Below are 18,477 nucleotides of genomic sequence, written 5' to 3' on the forward strand. Positions count from 1 at the left end.
CGCGGCGGGCACGGACAGGGGACTCACCGCGGGCGCACCGGCTCCGGCGGCCGGGGCAGGGACGGCCCGGCCGGGCGGCGTCCCCCCTTGGTCGCCACCCACAGGTAGGTGGGCACCACCGGCAGCAGCGCCCGCAGCACCGGCCGGGGCAGCCGCGAGAGCACGGCCCCGGCCACCCTTCCCACCGGGCCGGGGAAGAGCTCGTTCCCGGCGAAGGCCGCCGGGGTGACCAGCACCGGGAAGGTGTAGTCCCACACCCTCAGGCCCCGCACCATCAGGCGCAGGCCGCGCCGGGTGCGGTAGCGCTCGTAGTAGCTGTCGGCGCGGCCGGAGAGCCGCACGTAGCGGTCGGCCAGCGCGGGCGGCAGGTAGGACAGGAACGGCAGCTTGTAGTGCGGTTCCATCACCCCGAGCCGGTTGCCCAGCCCCAGGTACAGGACGCCGTCGTCGGAGAGCACCCGGCGCATCTCCGCCATGATCGCGTCCGGGTCGACCACGTGCTCGTAGATGTGGTTGAACACCAGCACGTCGATCGAGCCGTCCGGGAAGGGCAGCGCGGTGCCGTCGGCGCAGACGAACTCGACCCGCTCGCCGAACCGCCGGGCCGCCTTGCGCAGCCCCGGCACGTCGATGTCGACGCCGAACGTCCGGTGGGCGCCCGCCGCGGCCAGCTCGTCGGCGATGAAGCCCGCCGAGCAGCCGATGTCGGCGACCGTCAGACCGGCCAGCACGTCGGTGTCGCGGCCGAGGAAGTGGCCGAGCACCGCGACGATCTTCGCGGCCTTCCTGCGGCGCTTCTCCTCGTCCAGCATCGCCGCCTGGAACTCGGAGTACTCCAGCTGCGCGACCCGCTCGGCGCTCATCACTGCCTCACCGCTCCCGTTCTCCCCTCCGTGCGGCGCCGGGGCGCCACGCCGCACAAGAGTACCGGTGGCCCGCCGCCCTACCGCCGGGTAACGACGCCGTCGTACCCTGGGCGGATGCTCAGCCGACTGCGGTCAAGCCGCCTGCTCCGCGTGCTGCTCGCGCTGGTCGCGCTGGGTTTCCTCGGGTACGGCCTGGCCCGGAACCGCGAGCAGACGGCCGCCGCGGTGGCGCAGCTGTCGGTGTGGACGCTGGTGGGCTCCTACCTGTCGGTGATGACCGGGATCGCCGTGATGGTGCTGGCCTGGCGGACCGTGCTGGCCGGCATGGGCTCGCCGCTGCCGCCCGGGGCCGCCGCGCGGGTGTTCTTCGTCGGCCAGCTCGGCAAGTACGTGCCGGGCAGCGTCTGGGCGTACGCCGCGATGATCGAGCTGGGCCGCGACCACCGCGTCCCGCCCCGGCGGATGTTCGGATCGATCTCCCTGGCGCTGCTGATCTCCCTGGGCTGTGCCCTGCTGGTGGCGGTGGTGACCCTGCGCGAGACCATGGCCCAGGCGTGGTACCTGACGGCGCTGATCCCCGTCATCGCCGTCTGCCTGCACCCCGGGGTGCTCACGTTCGGGCTGGAGACGGCCCTGCGCGTCGCCCGCCAGGAACCGCTCGGCCAGGGCCGGCTGCTCGGCGGCAGGACCGTGCTGGCCGCGGTCGCCCTCACGATCACCGGCTGGCTGGCCTACGGCCCGCACCTGCTGCTCCCCCTGGCCGACCTGGGCGCCCTGGGGGAGGCGGGCTCGCTGTACGCGGTGGCCACCGGCGCCTACGCGCTGGCCTGGGCGACGGGCATCGTCACGGTGATCGTCCCCGCCGGGATCGGCGTCCGCGAGGGGGCGATGGTGCTCGCCCTGGCACCGGTGCTGGACTCCCCCAGGGCCCTGGTGGCGGCGGTGGTGTCGCGGGTGATGTTCACCCTGGCCGACGTGAGCTGGGCCGGGATCGGCTTCCTGTGGGGACGCCTCTCCCGCACCGGGGCCCGCACCGATCCCCCCGCCGGGACCGATCCGGGGACTCGTGCCGACCCCCGTGCCGGGGGCCGCACCGGGACCGCCCGGCACGACGACGGCCCCTCCGCGGACAGCACCCCCGACCAAGCCGCTCAGCGCGACAGCAGCGCCTCGACGTAGGCGGCCCAGTACGGCCCGGGGTCGACGGGCCTGACCCCGGCGCGCAGCCGCTCGGGCTCGCCGGGACGGTAGAACGCGGCCAGCACGGCACGCAGGTCCTCCACCGAGCCGGGCTCGGCCAGCAGCCCGTCCACCCCGTCGGTGACGTGCTCGCCCAGCGTCCCCGCCCGGGTCGCGATCACCGGCACCCCGTGCTCGTGGCCCATCCAGACCTGCTGGCTGGCCGTCCCGCTCCGGTAGGGCAGCACCAGCGCGTCCACGTCCGCGAACAGCGCCGGCACGTCCGCCGCGGCCACGTACCCCGGCCGCAGCTCCACCCGCTCCGACACCCCCAGCTCGGCGGCCAGCTCCCTGGTCCGCTCCTCCAGGCCGCCCCAGAACTCCCCGGCCACCCGCAGCGACACGCCCTCCGGCAGCGCGCGCACCAGCAGGTCCAGCCCCTTGTACGGCCGGACCAGGCCGAAGAAGAGCAGCCGCCGGTGCACGCCCCCGGTCGTCGCGGCGCGCCCGGCGTCACCGGGGGCCCGCGCGGGCAGGTGCGGCGCCATCTCGGCCGTCCGCACCGACCGGGCGCCCAGCTCCCGCGCCTTGGCCGCCTGCCCCTCGGAGTGGACCAGCACCGCGTCCACCCGGCGCAGCAGCGCCCTCATCAGCGGCCTGTCGTACGGCTTGGGCTCGTGCGGGAGCACGTTGTGGCAGAGCGCCACCACCCGGGTCCTGCGGCCCAGCCCGGCCAGGACGCCCAGGTAGGGCGGGACCTGCACCGGGCTGAGGACGGTCAGGACGACCAGGTCGGCGTCGCGGAGCCTCCGCCCGGCGCGGACCCAGCCGTCCGGGCGGCGCCAGTCCAGCTCGCGCCGCACGTTCCCGAAGGGCTCACCGTCGGGCGTGTCCGCGGTCTGCCTGCCCGGATACAGGAAGGAGGGGTACTGCGCCCGCCAGGACTCGATCACCACGTCGTGCCCGGCGGCGGCCAGCCGGTGGGCCAGCTCGGTGGTGTGCGCGGCGCCGCCGCCCTTGTAGGGGTACGTCGGCCCGACCAGGACGACGCGCACCTACTCGCTCCGGGAGCGCACGATGAGGTCGGCCAGCAGCGCCAGCGAGCCGATGAGCAGGCCGGAGATGAAGATCAGGGTGGTGTTGCTGGCCAGGTAGAACGGCGTCCTGACGTTGTCGTAGATCCCCTTGGCCAGCCCGACGCCGATCAGCCAGAGCGCGGGCGGCATGAGCACCTTGAGCGGGTTGAAGTACATGACCATCCGCAGTACCTGCAGGATGTAGCGGTAGGCGTCGGAGACGAAGCTGAACTTCGACTTCCCGGCCCGCTTGCTGTAGCCGATCGGCAGGTAGTAGACGTCGTGCTGGTTCGACAGGAACGACAGCGTGATCGTGGTGACACAGGAGAAGCCGGGCGGCAGCAGGCGCAGGTAGGGCTTGGCGACCGACTTGCGGAACGCCCGCAGCCCGCTGTTGAGGTCGGGGATCTTCTGCCCGGCCAGCCGCTCGGCCACCTTGCGGATGAACCACTTGGCCGGGACCCGCAGGAACTTGTGCGAGCCCTCCTCGCTGGTCCGCGCGCCCACCACCTGGTCGATGGCCGGGTCCTTCTCCAGGATCTGGACGAGCTCGGGGATGCGCTCGTTCGGGTAGGTCATGTCGGCGTCGGTCCACACGACGATCTCGCCGCGCGCCTCCTGCGTGCCGATCCTGCGCACCGTGCCCGAGCCGCCGTTGCGGTGGAAGGCCCGGATGCGCATGTTCGGGAACCGGGGCGCGGCCTCCTGCAGCCTGGCCAGGGTCTGGTCGGTGGAGCAGTCGTCGACGGCCACCAGCTCGTAGGTGTACCCGCTGTGGTCCATCGCCTCGCAGATCCGCTCGACCTCGGCGATGACGTGGTCCTGCTCGTTGTAGCACGGCAGGACGATGGTCACGTACGGTGTTGCGTCCACGGCTGATCCACTCTCGGGCTCTCGGCATGCTTCTCGACGGGCGAGAATACTCTGCCCGGCCGGGAACCGAGCGCACTACGCCTCTCCCGGCGGCGGTGACGCCTCGCTCGCGGGCGGGTCCCCCCTTCCATGTACCCGTTATGTACCCGCGCCCGGGACCGCCATCCAGACGTCGGCGGACAGGGACCAGGTGGCGTTCGGCGCGTCGACCAGGGAGCGCTCGTCCTGGCGGACGCGGAGGTTCATGACCTGCACGGGCATCCCGTACGCGGACAGCTGCGTGTCCTTGGCGGCGAGCAGCACCGGGACGCGCCCGGCGGCGCGGACCCGGGCGGCCAGCCGGGTGACGTCGGCCGGGGCGGGTACGTCCGAGCGGGGGGCCAGGACGATCCGGGCGGTGGGGACGTCGCAGGTGCCCCGGACGACCTGGGTGAAGCGGTCGGCGGTGACGCGCTCGGCGACGAGCACCGAGGCGCGGGCGGGCAGGGCCGCGCACAGCGCCTCGACCGCGACGCGCTCGCCGCGCTCGACCGGGGTGAAGGCCGTCCCCGCGGAGGTGATCACGGGGAAGGCCAGCAGCAGGACGGCGCCGCCCGCCGTGATCCGGCGCCGCGCGGCCGGGCCGTACCCGGACCGGCGGGCCCTGTCGCGCAGCCAGTGAAGGCCCCAGACGGCCAGCAGGACCAGGCCCGGGATGATCACGGGGACCAGCCTGCGGGCGGCCCACGGGTGGTCGGGGGTGATGGCCGGACGGTAGAGGGTGCCCACGGTGGTCCAGACGACGACGGCCAGCGGGAGCGCCCATCCCGCGGCCGTCCCCCGCACCAGCCTGCGGGCGAGCACCGCCGCGGCGAGCACGGCCAGCAGCGCCGCCGGGATCCCGATGTACCAGGCCACCCAGTGCGCCGAGTTCTCGTAGTAGAGCCGGTACGCCTCGGTCGGCAGGCCGTTGGCCTTCTGGACCGCGACGATGAAGAGGGAGGTCGTCCGGTCCTCCGGCGTGGTGGGCCGGCGGGTCACGGTCTGCAGCCACGGCCGCGCCGCGAAGGCCGCGGCGGCCAGGACGACCAGTCCGAAGGCGGCCCCGGGCAGCCACCGGATGCGGGCGGCCCGCCGCACCGGGCCCGCGAGACGCGGGGCGAGCGCCGCCGCCACCGCGATGAGGAGCACGACCGCCCCGCAGATGACCAGCAGCGGCACCAGCGAGCCCGACAGGTACCTCAGGTACGGCCGCGACAGCAGGTAGGCGGCGGCCAGCCCCAGCCCGGCCCCGGCCACCAGCCCGCCGAGCAGCGGCACACCCGCCCGGCCCGCCTCCCGCTCACCGGCCCGGCCACGGGCGATCAGCAGCCCGGCGTAGGCGAGCACCGGGAGCAGGTCGCGCAGCCCGTCGATCCTGACCATGACCGCCAGCCCGATCACCAGCCCGGCCAGGCCCGCGAGCCCCCTCGTGCCCGCGGCTTTTCCGAGGTCCGCCCCCCCGAGGGCCCCCCCCGAGGTCCGCTCCCCCGGGGTCCACCGGCCCGGATCCGGCACCGGGGCCGGGCGGGGACCCGGTGACCGCGCGGGACCCGGCTCCGGCGTCGTGCGGGTGAGTGGCGTCGTGCGGGCGGGTGACGTCGTGCGGGCGGGTGACGTCGTGCAGCAGGACGAGGCCCCCGAAGATCAGGATCAGGGAGGGGATCTCGCTGAAGGTGGTCCGCGAGGTGTAGAGGATCGGCAGGCAGACGGCGAAGAGCAGCGCGGCGAGCCAGGCCCAGCGGGGCCCGATCAGCCGGGCGGCAGCCCCCGCGACGACGAGCACGGCCGCCGCCCCCAGCACGGGGGGCACCAGCAGCATCCCGGCGATGTCGCCCGCCCAGGCGCCCACCGCGTGCAGCATCGGCGCCCCGGGCATGAACTGGGGCACGACCGCCCCCCCGAAGTCGTAGAAGCCCACGCTGTCGAAGCGCAGCCCCGGGTCGGCTCCGCCGAAGGCCCACTCCCGGCGGGGCACCGGAAGGGAGCCGTGCCCGGCCAGCCAGAGGGCGTACTGCGCGTAGGTGCCGGGGTCGCGGCGGACGATCAGCTGCTCGCCGTGCAGCAGGCCGTTGAAGATCCCCGACCCCAGGGCGACCGCGACCACCGAGGCGACCTGCCGGGCGGTGGTCCCGCCGATCTCCGGCACGCGCCGCAGGCCGTACCGGCACAGCAGCGCGACGGTCACCAGCCCGAGCGGGACCGCGGCGAGCGGCCGGAAGGCTCCGAGCAGCAGCAGCGGCAGACCGGCCAGCAGCCAGCCCGACACCGCCAGCGCGGGCACGACCGAGAGTACGGCGAGCACCCTGCCCGCCGAGGGCGTGCGCGCGCGATCCAGCGGGCCGGTGGTCATGATGCGACCAGAGCGTAGTGCCAACCCCGGGCCGCGACGGGCGCGCCGTGCCCGTACCCGGCCGCGGGCGCGGCGTCGCGGGGAAGCCGGTAGCGTACGCGCAGCGTGCGAGGAGGGGGAAGAGTGGTCGGGTGGGCGCGGCTGCGTCGGCGGTTCCCGGGCGTCCGCGGGCTCCCGGGCGGACGCGTTCCCCCCGGCGGGCACGACTCCGCCGGGGAGCAGGATCCTTCCGGGGAGCAGGGCTCCTCCGCCAGGCGCGGGCTGCGGGAGCACGGGCGCGGGCTGCGGGGGCATCGGTGGTTCCTGGGACTGCTGGGCGCGGGGGTCGTGCTGCGGCTGGTCACCGTGCTCGGCTACCGTCCCGCGCTCTGGTTCCCCGACTCCTACACCTACGTCGTCACCGCGTTGAAGCCCCGCCCGGACCTGGTCCGGCCCGCCGGGTACCCGATGCTCCTGCGGCTGCTGGAGCCGTTCCACGACTTCGCCGTGGTCGCGGTGACCCAGCACCTGCTGGGCCTGCTGGTGGGCCTGCTGGTCTACCTCACCGCGCGGCGGCTGGGCGCGCCCGGCTGGGCGGCGGCCCTCGCCTCCGCCCCCTCCCTGCTGGACGCCTACCAGATCGAGCTGGAACACCTGCTGGTCTCCGACACCCTCTTCACGCTCCTGGTCGTCGCGGCGACCTGCCTGGCCGTACGCGGCCACACGAGGTCCGGGGGCCGGATCGGGCGGCGTACCGCGGCCGGGATCGGCCTGCTGCTCGCGGCGGCGACGCTGACCAGGACCGTCGGGCTGCCGCTGGTGGCGCTCTTCGCGGCCTGGCTGATCTTCCGGGAGCGCGGCCGGGTGCTCGCGGCGGGGATCATGCTGGCCGCCGCGGCGGTGCCGATCCTCGCCTACGGGGCCTGGTTCCACGCGACGTACCAGCGGATCGGCATCGTGGGCGCGAACGGCGTCTTCCTGTACGCCAAGACGATGACCTTCGCCGACTGCGGGGTGATGCGGCCGCCGCCGGACCTGGCCGTGCTCTGCGACCCGCGTCCGGCCGCCCTGCGCCCTCCCGCACAGGAGTACGTCTGGGCGCAGGACTCGCCGCTGGTGAGGCTGCCCGGCATCACCTTCACCCGGGAGAACGACGCGCTGGCCGGGCGGTTCGCCTCGCTGGCGATCCGCAGCCAGCCGCTGGCCTACCTGGGCTCGGTCGCCTCGGAGCTGGCCCGGTCGTTCACCGTGGGCCGGCCGGTCTACCCGGATCAGGAGATCTACGACTACTACCTTTTCCCGGCGACGCCGCCCGCGCCCCCGGGGCGCTATCCGGCGACGGTGGGGGCCCAGGCCGCGGAACGCTACCAGCGGGGTCCGATCTCCACCCGGATCGTCGAACCGTACGCGGGCTGGATGCGTACCTACCAGGGAGTCGCCGGACTGCCGGGCGCGGCGGTGCTGGTGATCCTGCTGCTGCCGCCCACGGCGGCGTGCGTCCGGCGGTTCCGCCCGGACACCACGGCGTGGGCGCTGCCCTGGTCGGTGGCGGCGGTGCTGCTGGTGATGCCCCCGGCGGTGGCCGAGTTCGACTACCGCTACGTGCTGCCCGCGGTGCCCGCCGCCTGCCTGGCAGCAGCACTGATCATAAGTAAACCTAAATTCCGTAACATTCCACTAAATGTCCGTATCTGAGTATGCTGGCCGCCGGATCCCACAGCGGCCTCAGGGGGCGGTCTTGGCCAAGTTCGCATCATCACGGCTCCTGGTGCGCACCCCATGATCTACTCTTTGGGCGCGATGATCGAGCCGCATCACCACCGGAAGACGCCGCCGAGCGGGAGGACCGCATGAGCGACCACCGGCAGGCCACCGTCAGAGACCGCCGGGCCGAGACGACCTCCCCCGGCCGCCGGGCGACGCGGCGAGCGGGAGCGCAGGCACCCACCGAGCCGAGCCCGCCCGCGAATCCGCCGCCCCCCGGGCAGGCCTCGCCCAAGGGCAGGGGCCGCAGGCCGCGACGCCTCGGCATCGGCGCCTGGGCGAGCATCGCGGCGACCGGGCTGCTGGTGATCGGCACCCTGGGCGGCTACAAGGTCTACCGGGACACGCTGGGCGAGTTCGAGACCGTCGACCTGTCCGGCAAGCTCGGCAACAACCGGCCGGTGAACGCCACGGGAGCGCTCAACGTGCTCATCGTGGGCTCCGACACCCGTGAGGGCGACAACCTCAAGTACGGCAAGGAGTGGACGGCCTCCGACGGCAAGCGCACCGACACGATCATCCTCATGCACATCGCCCCCAACCGCGACAAGGCGACGTTCATCAGCTTCCCCCGCGACTCCGTGGTCGACATGCCCCCCTGCAAGTCGGAGACGGGCCAGCAGGTCCCGGCCCGGACCGAGATGATCAACGCCGCCTACAACGAGGGCGGCATCACCTGCACGATCACCACGCTCGAAGCGCTCACCGACATCCACATCGACCACTTCGTCGAGGTCGACTTCACCGGCTTCAAGAACATCGTGAACGCCCTCGGCGGCGTCCGGGTCTGCCTGACCAAGCCGGTCGACGACAAGAAGGCGAAGCTCACCCTGGCGGCCGGCTGGCACCTGCTGGCCGGTGAGAAGGCGCTGGGCTACGTCCGGCTGCGCAACTACGGCGACGGCAGCGACATCGGCCGCATCAAGCGCCAGCAGGTCTTCCTCAGCCAGGTGGTGAAGAAGGCCACCAGCACCGAGTTGCTGAGCGACCCCGCCAAGATGCTGAACTTCGTCAAGACCGCCGCCCAGTCCGTCCGGATGGACAAGGCCCTGGCCGAGGACACCGGCACCCTGCTCCAGATCGGGCAGAGCGCCCAGAAGCTGACCGCCAGCGGCGTCAAGCTGATCACCGTCCCGTGGGGCCCCCACCCCGACGACCCGAACCGGGTCGCCTGGGTGCAGCCGTACGCCAACCAGCTCTTCGCCGCGATCAAGAACGACACCGAGGTCACCCCGCCCCCGGACCCCAAGGCCAAACCCGCGGTCAAGCGCGAGCAGGTCAGGCTCCAGGTGTTCAACGGCACCGACACGCCGGGCCGGGCCAAGCAGGTCGCCGACGAGCTGGCGGACCAGGGGTTCGTGGTCACCCACGTCGGCAACGCCCGCCCGGCGACCGGCAACGTGCCGACCACCACGGTGCGCTACGCCAAGAAGGACGCCGCCGACGGCGTCTCCTACGGTGACGCCGTGGCCGCGAGGCTCTCGGGCGACAAGCGCGCCCCGGTCGGGGGCAAGGTCAAGCCCCTCACCACGGAGAAGTACGTGCCGACGGTGGCGCCCCCGCCCACCGCCGACGGCAAGACCCCGGACGGGCCGGTCATCCAGCTGGTCATCGGCGCCGACTGGCCGGGCGTCCGCGCCCTTCCCAAGATCCCCGACGCCCTCACCGACAAGGTCGTGGACAGCAAGACCAACCCCTGCACCTGACGCCTCCGGCCCGGCTCCCGGGGCCGGGCCCGCGGCCCGCTCCGGGTCGTCCGGCGGATCCGTACGATGATGGTGTGCTCGCCGTCCTTCGCTCCCTCTGGGACGAACCCCGCCCCCCGGACGCCCCGCGGCGCGTGTGGCGGGACTGGGTGCTCGTGGGGGTGATCGTTCCGGTCGCGGTGCTCGAAGGGGTCCTGCGCCCGGACCTTCCGTGGCGGGCCGTCTCGGTGGGCGTCGCCGTCGCGCTGGCGCCCACCCTGCTGTGGCGCCGCACCAGGCCGCTGCTGATGGTCGTGATCTGCTTCGCCGTCGGCGGGCTGCCCTCCCTGCTGGTGGGCGAGTCCCTGTCGGAGCTGTACACGATGATCTACCAGCTCATCCTCCCGTACGCGCTGTTCCGGTGGGGGTCGGGGCGCGAGGCCGTGACCGGGCTCGTGATCATGCTCGCCTCGGCCTTCCTCACCGTGCTCAGCGTGCACACCACCGTCGCCGACGCGGTCGGCGCGTTCGCCTTCCTGTCCTCGACCGTCACCCTGGGCGGGGCGCTGCGCTACCGGGCCCGCGCCAGGGCACGCGAGCTCGACCAGGCCAAGCTGCTCGAACGCGAACAGCTCGCCCGCGACCTGCACGACACCGTCGCCCACCACGTCTCGGCGATGGCGATACGCGCCCAGGCGGGCCTGGCCACGTCGGGCTCACGACCGGAGGCCGCGACCGACGCGCTGCGGGTGATCGAGGCCGAGGCGGGACGCGCGCTGGCCGAGATGCAGGCCATGGTCCGCGTCCTGCGCACGGACCGTCCGATGGACCTGGCGCCCGGCAGGCGCATCGCCGACATCGAGCACCTGGCGGACCACGGCCCCTCCGGCCCGTCCGTCGACGTGAAGATCTCGGGCGATCTCGGCGATCTCCCCCCGTCGGTGGAGGCCGCGATCTACCGCCTCGCGCAGGAGTCCATCACCAACGCCAGACGGCACGCGCGGCACGCCACCCGCATCGAGGTCCGCGTCACCGCCGACGACGCGTCGGTGCGCCTGCGCGTGAACGACGACGGCGACGGCGGCCTCATACGCCCGGTCGCGTCACCGGGGTACGGGCTCATCGGCATGATCGAGCGCGCCCACCTGCTCCGCGGCACCTGCGTGGCCGGCCCGGACCCCGACCGGGGCTGGACCGTGAGCGCCGTGCTGCCCCGGACCGGAGCGGCGACGTGAGCGTACGGGTGCTCGTCGCCGACGACCAGGAGATCGTCCGCACCGGGCTCACCATGATCCTCAACGCCCAGCCGGGCATCGAGGTCGTCGGCGAGGCCGGCGACGGGCGGCGGGCCGTCGAGCTCGCGCGGCGGCTGCGTCCCGACGTGTGCCTGTTCGACATCCGCATGCCCGGCATCGACGGCATCGAGGCCACCCGTGTCCTCGCCGGGCCGGACGTCCCCGACCCCCTCGCCGTCGTCGTCATCACCACCTTCGACCTGGACGAGTACGTCTACGCCGCGCTCAGGGCCGGTGCCCGGGGGTTCCTGCTCAAGAACGCCGGTGCGGTCCTGCTCTCCCAGGCCGTCCACGCCGCCGCCGACGGTGACGCGCTCATCGCCCCGAGCGTCACCGCGCGCCTGCTCGGGGCCTTCACCCGCACCGCGGGTTCGACCCCGGTACGGCCCGTCGAGGCGCTCACCGACCGGGAGGAGCAGATCCTGGCCGCCGTGGCGCGCGGGCGGACCAACAACGAGATCGCCGCCGAGCTGTACATCTCCCTCAGCACCGTCAAGTCCCACATCGCCAGCCTGATGGCCAAGCTCGGCGCCCGCAATCGCGTCGAGATCGCGATATGGGCCTACGAGACCGGCCGCGCCGGAAGCTGAGCCCGGACCGCGGCCCCTTATGAACGGCCCACACCGGGCTCGGGCCGGAACGGTGACCGCTCACGGACGACCCAGGCCGGACCGGTGGCCGCTCACGGACGATCACGTCGGGGACGCGGCCGCCCGCGGATGATCCGTTCGGCCACCACGACGTTGATCACCCAGCCGACGGCCATGAGCAGCGCGGTGGTGACCTTGCCCGGCGTCCCGACGATCAGGAACCACGGCATGAGGGTCAGCACCTGCGTGCCCGCGCCCAGGCCGATCGCGTACCCGCGGATCATCCAGGCACGGTGCCGGGCGAAGTCCCTCCGCCGGATCGCGGCGACGCCCAGGACGATGGCCACCACCATGGCCGTGCCGAACACGAGCCGGACGGCGGAGAGCAGATCGCTCCCCTCGGGGGCGGGGGGATAGAACACCGTCATCCACAACCCCGTGAGCGCCGCGACGAGCCCGGCCGGGACCAGGACCCGCCCGGCGGCGCGGTGCAGGCCGGGTCTGCGCAGACGGAGACCGGTGGCGAACTGGAACGCCCCCAGAAGGGTGTACAGGCCGACGCCCACGATGTGCAGCACCACGGGCAGGGGCGCCGCGAAGAACCGCGCGTTCTCCGGCGTGATCTGCGCGCCGGCGGTCAGCTCGGTCAGGCGGGCGGCTCCGGCGACCAGGGGAACGACGCCGAGCGCGATCAGCCCGGCGAGCGCGAGCCGGTTCGTCCCGCCGCCCTTTCCACCTTTCGTCCTGCCTCTCGTTCGGCCTTTCACCTTGGCGCCCGTTCCACCGTTCGTCCAGGCCTCCGTCCTGGCGTCCGTCGCGCCGTTCGTCCCGCCGTCCGGTCTCGCGTCCGGCCCGGTGGAGGGGGCCGCGGTGGAGGTTCCCCGCGTGTCCCGTCCGTCCGCGGGTCGGCGTCGCGGCGGCTGCTCGGACAGGGTGCGGCCCGTCGGGCCCTCATCGGTCATGCCCCGATCGTGACCGCCGGCACGGCGGCGGTCATCGCCGGAAAGGCCCGCTCCGCACTGGCCGATCATCCACTGATCAGGCGTACTTTCGGCCGATGGACCCTCCGCGCGGGACTCCTACGCTGACCCTGCGTGGCCCGGGACGCGCTCGTCACCGTCCGGCCGGCGGCACCGACGACAACCGACGGCACCGCCGGTCCACCGGCGCGGGCGACGCGTCGATCCGGCCGCTCCATGAGGGTGACGGCCTCCGGCGGGCCGGTGTCCCGTCCCGCGCCCACGAGGAATGAGGAATCTCATGAAGGCGTTCGTCCTGCGTTCGTACGGTTCACCCGACGTCCTGGATCTCACCGAGATCGACACGCCCGTGCCCGCCGACGACGAGGTGCTGGTCCGGGTGCGCGCCACCTCCGTCCAGCCCTACGACTGGCACCTCATGCGAGGGGAGCCGTACATCGCGCGCCTGATGGGCGGCGGTCCCGGCCTGCGCGCGCCGAAGATCCGCGTGCTGGGCGCCGACATCGCGGGCCGGGTCGAGGCGGTGGGCCGGAAGGTGACGGAGTTCCGTCCCGGTGACGAGGTCTTCGGGATGCCGAAGCAGGGCGGTTTCGCCGAGTACGCGTGCGTCCGCCGGGACGAGCTCGCGCCGAAACCGGGGAACCTGTCGTTCGAGCAGGCGGCCGCGGTGCCGCTGGCGGGCATCACCGCCCTGCTGGCCCTTCGGGACGCCGGGCGGATCCGGCCGGGGCAGAGCGTCCTCGTCAACGGGGCGTCGGGAGGCGTGGGCACGTTCGCCGTACAACTCGCGAAGGCGTTCGGTGCGAGGGTCACCGCCGTGTGCGGCACGCGGAACGTCGAGCTGGTCCGCTCGCTCGGCGCGGACGAGGTCGTCGACTACACCGAGCGGGACTTCACCCGCGACGGGCGGCGCCACGACCTGCTCCTGGACATCGCGGGAAGCCACCCGTGGCGGGCGTACCGGCGCGTGCTGACCCCCGACGGGACCTGCGCGCTGGTCGGCGGGCCGGGCGGGCGGTGGGTGCGGCCCGTCGGCCGCATCCTCTCGACGCTCGCGACGTCGCCGTTCGTGTCGCAGAGGATCGTCATGGTGGACCTGGTCCGGAGCACGGGGATCGGGAGGAACCTGGTGACGCTGACCGAGTTCATCGAGGACGGGAGGCTCACCCCGCTCATCGACCGCCGTTACCCGTTCGAGGAGATCCCGGCGGCCGTCGGGTACCAGGAGCGGGGGCACGCGCCGGGGAAGGTCGTCGTCACGGTCTGACGGCGCGGACGGTCACGATTACCCGGGAACCTCCGGAATCGAAGCGGGTGTGCGACACAGGGCGCACGGTCGGTTTAGGGTGGTGACGGCGGCACGGCGAACCCCCGCGCATCCGGCCCGCTCCGGGCGCCCCCGTCGGTCTGCCCGACCACTCCCCGGCCTCCGAGAGATAGCTGAGCCATCCCCCCGTGAGCGACATCCGATCCTCCCAGGTGCCGGCCCCCCAGGACGACGGCGGTTCCGGCGCCGGCCCCGGCCGGTCCACCGGCGGCCAGGGCCGGAGGTCCGACCCGGGACCGGACGCGTCCCGGACCCCGCCCCTGGGATTCGAGCCGTCCCGCTCCCCGTGGCCGGAGTCCGGCGGACACCGCCTTCCCGACCCGGAGCCCGGCGACTCCCGGCACTCCCGATCCTCCGAACCCTCCGGGCCTTCTCGGCCTTCTGTGCCCTCCCGGCCCGCGTGGCCGGAGCCGCCCGGCCACGGCGCGACCACCTTCGGCCGATCGCCCCGGCACGGTGGCCCGCGCGACGACGTACGCGACGACACGCGCGACGACCGCCCCGGTGAGGCCACCGAGTGGGGGGCCTACCCGGTGTACCGGGAGGCCCACCCCGGCGAGCCGTACGACTCCCGTGATCCGCTCGACCTGTCCAAGCCGTTGGAGCCCGAGCCGGTGCCCCGGGGCGCCTCCTGGAGCCCCGACGACCCGGCCTGGTCCCAGGAGGGGTCGTTCTGGGCGCGCGACGACCAGTCCTGGGGGCAGGAGAGCCTCGCCTGGGCGCAGGAAGGCCCGGCCTGGGCTCGCGAGGACCTCCCGGGGACACCTCCCCTGGGGACACCCGCTCCCCTGGGAACACCCGCTCCGCCGGGAGCCGCTCCCCCGCGGACGCCCGAGGACCGCACCGGGGCGCGCGACGACCGGGCCTGGATGCGGGACGCGTCCTGGGCCCAGGAGCGTCCCCCCCGCCCCGCGCACCCCCTCGCACGGCTCCGACCCGTACGGCCCGGCGTCGCACGGTCCCACCTCGCACGGCTCGGACCCGTACGCCGCCTCCCCGGTCCCCGCCCCCCGGCCGGACCGCGGGGTACCTCCCGGCACCCCGCCGTCCGCCCACCCGCAGGCTCACCCCTCCGCCCACCCGCAGCCGGGCGCGCACCCGTACGCCGTGCCCCCGCCCGGCGGGGCGGCCCGGCCCCAGGGGCCCGGCCGGCCGGCCGGTCCGGGGCACCCGTCGTTCCCCGAGCCGTTCCCCGGCGCCGGACACCCCCACACCGCGCCGCAGTCCGCACCACACTCAGCGCCGCAGTCAGCGCCGCAGACCGGGCGGTCCCTGCCCCGGGCCACCCCCGTGCCGGGTCCCGTCCCGGCCCCGGCTCCGGAGGAGCGCCCGTTCTCCTACTGGGAGAACGCCGGTGGCCAGGCCGAGCCCTCGTTCTGGAACCAGGGTCCCGCGGCCGAGCAGGAGCGGCGGGCCGAGCGCGAGCGCGAACCGGCCGCCCAGGAGCCCGCTCCCCAGGCCAAGAAGAAGCGCGAGCCCTACCTGGACAACGTGAAGTTCGTCCTGATCGCCCTGGTGGTGACGGGCCACGCGCTGGTGCCCACCCTGAAGGCGCACTCGGCCGAGGCCGCGTACCTGTTCATCTACATGTTCCACATGCCGGCGTTCGTGCTGATCAGCGGCTACCTGGGACGCAACTTCTGGAACTCCAACGCGAAGATCAACAAGCTGGTCGACACCCTGCTGATCCCGTACGTGGTGGTGGAGATCGGGTACGCGCTGCTGCGCTTCGCGCTGGGCCAGAAGTGGACGCTCACGATCATCGACCCGGCCTGGCTGAACTGGTACCTGCTCGCCCTGGTCCTGTGGCGGATCTCCACGCCCATCTGGACCCGGATGCGGCAGCCGCTGCTGGTCGCCGTGGTCATCTACATGGCCGCGGGCTTCTCGGAGATCTCCGGCGACTTCAGCATCGACCGCTTCTTCGGCCTGCTCCCGTTCTACGTCTTCGGCCTGCTGCTCAAGCCCGAGCACTTCGACCTGCTCAAGCCCCTGTGGGTCAGGATCACCTCGGCGGTCGTCCTGGCCGGCGCAGCCGGGGTGGCGATCGTCATCGCGCCCCGCGTGCCGCTCGACCCGATCTACTTCCGTTACAGCTTCAAGGCCATGGACATGACCTGGTGGCTGGGGTTCGGGGTGCGCGCCGCGGTGCTGGTCGCGGCGCTGGTCATGACGTTCGCGGTGCTCGCGCTGGTGCCCAGGCGCGAGACCTGGTTCTCCGACCTGGGGACCCGCACCCTGTACGCCTACCTGCTGCACGGCGTCGTCGTGGTCATCGCCAAGGACCAGGGCTGGCTGAGCTTCCCCTGGCTGTACGGCCCGCTGGGCGTGGCCGCGATCGCGTCGAGCTCGCTGGCCCTGGCCATCGTGCTCTGCCTGCCCGAGACCCGCAGGCTCTTCAAGTGGCTGCTCGAACCCCGCCTGGTCTGGCTCTACCGCCGCCCGTCCCCGGCGCCCGCCGGCCCCGCGGGGACGTCCGGCCGGCCCGCCGGACCGGAGGGACCCGCCGCACCCGCCGGGCCCGCCCAGGAGAGTTCAGCGGCGGTTCCCCGGTAGTTAACCCAACCCCTCCGGGGAGGACGGAACAAACGCCCACCATCGGCGTATGCGGGTATGTGTCGCCACGATCGTTCATCACCCGGAAGACGCCCGGATCATGCACCGGCAGATCCGGGCGCTTCTGGACGCCGGCCACGAGATCACCTACGTCGCCCCCTTCACCGACTGCAACGTCACCCCGGATCCGCCGATCCGCGCGATCGACGTGCCGCGGGCGATCGGCAACCGCCGCGGGCGCTCGCTCAAGGCCGCCCGCAAGGCTCTCGCCCGCGGGGTGGAGGGGGCCGACCTGCTGATCGTGCACGACCTGGAGCTGCTGTTCCGGCTGCCCGGACGCCGCCCCGCCACGGTCTGGGACGTACGCGCCGCCGACGTGCGGGACGCGGGCTACAGCCCCGCCTGGCACCCGCGCCGGGCCCTGTCCGCGCTGGTACGCCGCGTCGAGGCCCGCGCCGAACGCGACCTGCGCCTCATCCTGTCCGAGGAGTCCCTGCGCGAGCGGTTCGACCGGCCCCACCCGGTGGTGCCCGACGCCGCCTACGTGCCGGCCCTCCCGCCCGCGCCGCCCGGCCGCAACCGGGTGGTCCACATCGGCCACCTGTCCGAGGCCGGTGGCGTGGACGAGCTGATCGGCGTGGCCCGCGCGCTGCTCCCGTACGGGATCAGGCTCGACCTGATCGGCTCGGCCGACGCCCGGGTCAGGCCGATGCTGCGGGACGCGCAGCGGCAGGGCCTGCTCGACTGGTACGGCCACGTGCCCAACCGGCACGCGCTGCGGATGGCCGAGGGCGCGATCGCCGGCCTGTCGCTCCCCCGCCGTGCGCCGGGGCGGCCCCCGCTGCCGGCCAAGGTCATCGACTACATGTCGCGCGGGATCCCGGTGGTCACCACGCCGCTGCCCGCCGTGACCGCGCTGGTCGAGCGGACCGGGTGCGGGACCGTCGTCCCCTACGGGGACGCGGACGCGGCCGTACGCGCGGTGCTGGCCCTGCGGGACGACCCGGCGGGGGCCGCGGAGATGGGGGTACGCGGTCACGCCGAGGCACTGGCCCATCACAACTGGCCGGACAAAGCCGGTGAATTCATAGGAATGCTTGAGGAATGGGCAGGTAAAACAGTGACGTCACGGCTGGAGATTGGTGTACTGGAGGCATGGCACGTCATCTGATCCAGGGGCGCGAGGTCGCCATGCCGGTGCGCATCCGCGACGTCGCGGTCTGCGCCGCCTCCTACCTGGTCCGGGCGGACGCCGCGCGAGCCGTGATCGCCTACTCGAACCTGGACGTCGCCGAGGTGCTGCCCCGTAAGGCGCTGTGCACGCTGATGTTCGCCGACTACGTCGACGGCGACCTGGACCCGTACCACGAGTTCGGCATCGCCTTCCTGGTCCGGCCCCCCGGGGCCGGCCACGCCCCGGGCGGCGGGCTGCGCGCGAACCTGGCCGAGCTGCGCGCGGCGGGCGCGGGGGCGTTCGTCCACTGGCTCCCCGTCGACCAGGGCTTCACCCTGGAGGCCGGCCGCTCGATCTGGGGTTTCCCCAAGGAGCTCGCCGACATCGACCTTCGCCTGTCCACCCCCTACAAGCGGTGCATCCTGCGCAAGGACGGCCGCATGGTGCTGGACCTGCTGATCAAACCCGGCGTCCCGGTGCCGGGCACCGGGATGATGACCGCCATGGACGCCTACAGCCACCTGGAGGGCGTCACCCGGCGCATCCCGTGGTCGATGACCCCCCGGGGCGTCCGGGCACGTCCCGGAGGCGCGCTGATCCGGCTGGGCAACCACTCGATCGCCAAGGAGCTGAGCGAGCTCGGCCTGCCCAGGCGCGCCCTGATGACAACCACGGTCGCCCACATGGCCATGTCCTTCGGCGAGGCCAAGGAGCCCTGACCGGCCACGGGACCGGCCGGTCGGCGGGCGGGGAAGGGCCCCG

Annotated in this window: 15 protein-coding genes; 9 read left to right on the top strand and 6 right to left on the bottom strand. The window is 73.7% G+C overall.

Translation table 11 applies throughout. The features are described 5' to 3' along the window. Positions 1-23: 23 nt before the first annotated feature. Positions 24-863, bottom strand: coding sequence for a class I SAM-dependent methyltransferase (locus tag ABD832_RS05660; protein ID WP_344889385.1), 840 nt, complete (start codon positions 861-863; stop codon positions 24-26). 117 nt (positions 864-980) lie between these two features. On the opposite strand from ABD832_RS05660, the gene ABD832_RS05665 reads away from it, so the two are divergent. Then, positions 981-2,045, top strand: a complete 1,065-nt coding sequence (locus tag ABD832_RS05665) for a lysylphosphatidylglycerol synthase transmembrane domain-containing protein (RefSeq protein WP_344889388.1) — start codon at positions 981-983, stop codon at positions 2,043-2,045. Here the strand turns inward: ABD832_RS05665 and ABD832_RS05670 are convergent. From ABD832_RS05670 to ABD832_RS05685, 4 genes are all read right to left on the bottom strand, one after another. After that, a complete protein-coding gene (locus ABD832_RS05670; RefSeq protein ID WP_344889391.1) occupies positions 2,018-3,100 on the bottom strand; it encodes a glycosyltransferase family 4 protein in 1,083 nt (360 codons plus the stop codon). The genes ABD832_RS05665 and ABD832_RS05670 overlap by 28 nt on opposite strands. Continuing rightward, a complete protein-coding gene (locus ABD832_RS05675) occupies positions 3,101-3,994 on the bottom strand; it encodes a glycosyltransferase family 2 protein (protein WP_344889394.1) in 894 nt (297 codons plus the stop codon). It abuts the gene before it with no gap. Between the two features lie 138 nt (positions 3,995-4,132). Further along, on the bottom strand, positions 4,133-5,398 hold the full coding sequence (locus ABD832_RS05680) for a hypothetical protein (protein WP_344889397.1): 1,266 nt from the start codon (positions 5,396-5,398) through the stop codon (positions 4,133-4,135). After that, the gene (locus tag ABD832_RS05685) at positions 5,316-6,365 is read right to left on the bottom strand and encodes a hypothetical protein (RefSeq protein WP_344889400.1); all 1,050 of its coding nucleotides are present in this window, start codon (positions 6,363-6,365) and stop codon (positions 5,316-5,318) included. Before ABD832_RS05685 ends, ABD832_RS05680 begins: the two co-directional genes overlap by 83 nt. A 123-nt stretch (positions 6,366-6,488) precedes the next feature. Here ABD832_RS05685 and ABD832_RS05690 point away from each other — a divergent pair, with 123 nt between their 5' ends. The 4 genes from ABD832_RS05690 to ABD832_RS05705 all read left to right on the top strand — a co-directional run bounded on the left by ABD832_RS05690 (position 6,489) and on the right by ABD832_RS05705 (position 11,678). Continuing rightward, a complete protein-coding gene (locus tag ABD832_RS05690; protein WP_344889403.1) occupies positions 6,489-8,039 on the top strand; it encodes a phospholipid carrier-dependent glycosyltransferase in 1,551 nt (516 codons plus the stop codon). A 155-nt stretch (positions 8,040-8,194) separates the two neighbouring features. Then, on the top strand, positions 8,195-9,814 hold the full coding sequence (locus ABD832_RS05695; RefSeq protein ID WP_344889406.1) for an LCP family protein: 1,620 nt from the start codon (positions 8,195-8,197) through the stop codon (positions 9,812-9,814). 74 nt (positions 9,815-9,888) lie between these two features. Next, complete coding sequence (locus ABD832_RS05700) at positions 9,889-11,028, top strand: sensor histidine kinase (RefSeq protein ID WP_344889409.1); 1,140 nt, start codon at positions 9,889-9,891, stop codon at positions 11,026-11,028. Further along, entirely contained in the window at positions 11,025-11,678 is a 654-nt protein-coding gene (locus tag ABD832_RS05705; RefSeq protein WP_344889412.1) for a response regulator, read from the top strand. The genes ABD832_RS05700 and ABD832_RS05705 overlap by 4 nt, the downstream gene beginning before the upstream one ends. A gap of 92 nt (positions 11,679-11,770) precedes the next feature. Here ABD832_RS05705 and ABD832_RS05710 read toward each other — a convergent pair whose 3' ends face one another. Further along, complete coding sequence (locus ABD832_RS05710) at positions 11,771-12,640, bottom strand: DUF2306 domain-containing protein (RefSeq protein ID WP_344889415.1); 870 nt, start codon at positions 12,638-12,640, stop codon at positions 11,771-11,773. Positions 12,641-12,938: 298 nt separating this feature from the next. Between ABD832_RS05710 and ABD832_RS05715 the strand changes: the two genes are divergently transcribed. The 4 genes from ABD832_RS05715 to ABD832_RS05730 all read left to right on the top strand — a co-directional run bounded on the left by ABD832_RS05715 (position 12,939) and on the right by ABD832_RS05730 (position 18,434). After that, positions 12,939-13,925, top strand: a complete 987-nt coding sequence (locus ABD832_RS05715) for an NAD(P)-dependent alcohol dehydrogenase (protein WP_344889418.1) — start codon at positions 12,939-12,941, stop codon at positions 13,923-13,925. A gap of 1,350 nt (positions 13,926-15,275) precedes the next feature. Continuing rightward, positions 15,276-16,541, top strand: coding sequence for an acyltransferase family protein (locus ABD832_RS05720; protein WP_344889421.1), 1,266 nt, complete (start codon positions 15,276-15,278; stop codon positions 16,539-16,541). A 49-nt stretch (positions 16,542-16,590) separates the two neighbouring features. Beyond that, entirely contained in the window at positions 16,591-17,712 is a 1,122-nt protein-coding gene (locus tag ABD832_RS05725) for a glycosyltransferase (RefSeq protein WP_344889424.1), read from the top strand. Beyond that, on the top strand, positions 17,697-18,434 hold the full coding sequence (locus tag ABD832_RS05730) for an acetoacetate decarboxylase family protein (protein WP_344889427.1): 738 nt from the start codon (positions 17,697-17,699) through the stop codon (positions 18,432-18,434). The genes ABD832_RS05725 and ABD832_RS05730 overlap by 16 nt, the downstream gene beginning before the upstream one ends. Positions 18,435-18,477 lie beyond the last annotated feature (43 nt).

This window comes from Streptosporangium longisporum, assembly GCF_039534895.1.
Lineage (GTDB): Bacteria > Actinomycetota > Actinomycetes > Streptosporangiales > Streptosporangiaceae > Streptosporangium > Streptosporangium longisporum.

Coding starts and splice junctions, on each gene's coding strand:
- ABD832_RS05660 (WP_344889385.1), bottom strand. CDS start 863: ATGAGCGCCGAGCGGGTCGCGCAGCTGGAGTACTCCGAGTTCCAGGCG.
- ABD832_RS05665 (WP_344889388.1), top strand. CDS start 981: ATGCTCAGCCGACTGCGGTCAAGCCGCCTGCTCCGCGTGCTGCTCGCG.
- ABD832_RS05680 (WP_344889397.1), bottom strand. CDS start 5,398: ATGGTCAGGATCGACGGGCTGCGCGACCTGCTCCCGGTGCTCGCCTAC.
- ABD832_RS05685 (WP_344889400.1), bottom strand. CDS start 6,365: ATGACCACCGGCCCGCTGGATCGCGCGCGCACGCCCTCGGCGGGCAGG.
- ABD832_RS05695 (WP_344889406.1), top strand. CDS start 8,195: ATGAGCGACCACCGGCAGGCCACCGTCAGAGACCGCCGGGCCGAGACG.
- ABD832_RS05710 (WP_344889415.1), bottom strand. CDS start 12,640: ATGACCGATGAGGGCCCGACGGGCCGCACCCTGTCCGAGCAGCCGCCG.
- ABD832_RS05715 (WP_344889418.1), top strand. CDS start 12,939: ATGAAGGCGTTCGTCCTGCGTTCGTACGGTTCACCCGACGTCCTGGAT.
- ABD832_RS05725 (WP_344889424.1), top strand. CDS start 16,591: ATGCGGGTATGTGTCGCCACGATCGTTCATCACCCGGAAGACGCCCGG.
- ABD832_RS05730 (WP_344889427.1), top strand. CDS start 17,697: ATGGCACGTCATCTGATCCAGGGGCGCGAGGTCGCCATGCCGGTGCGC.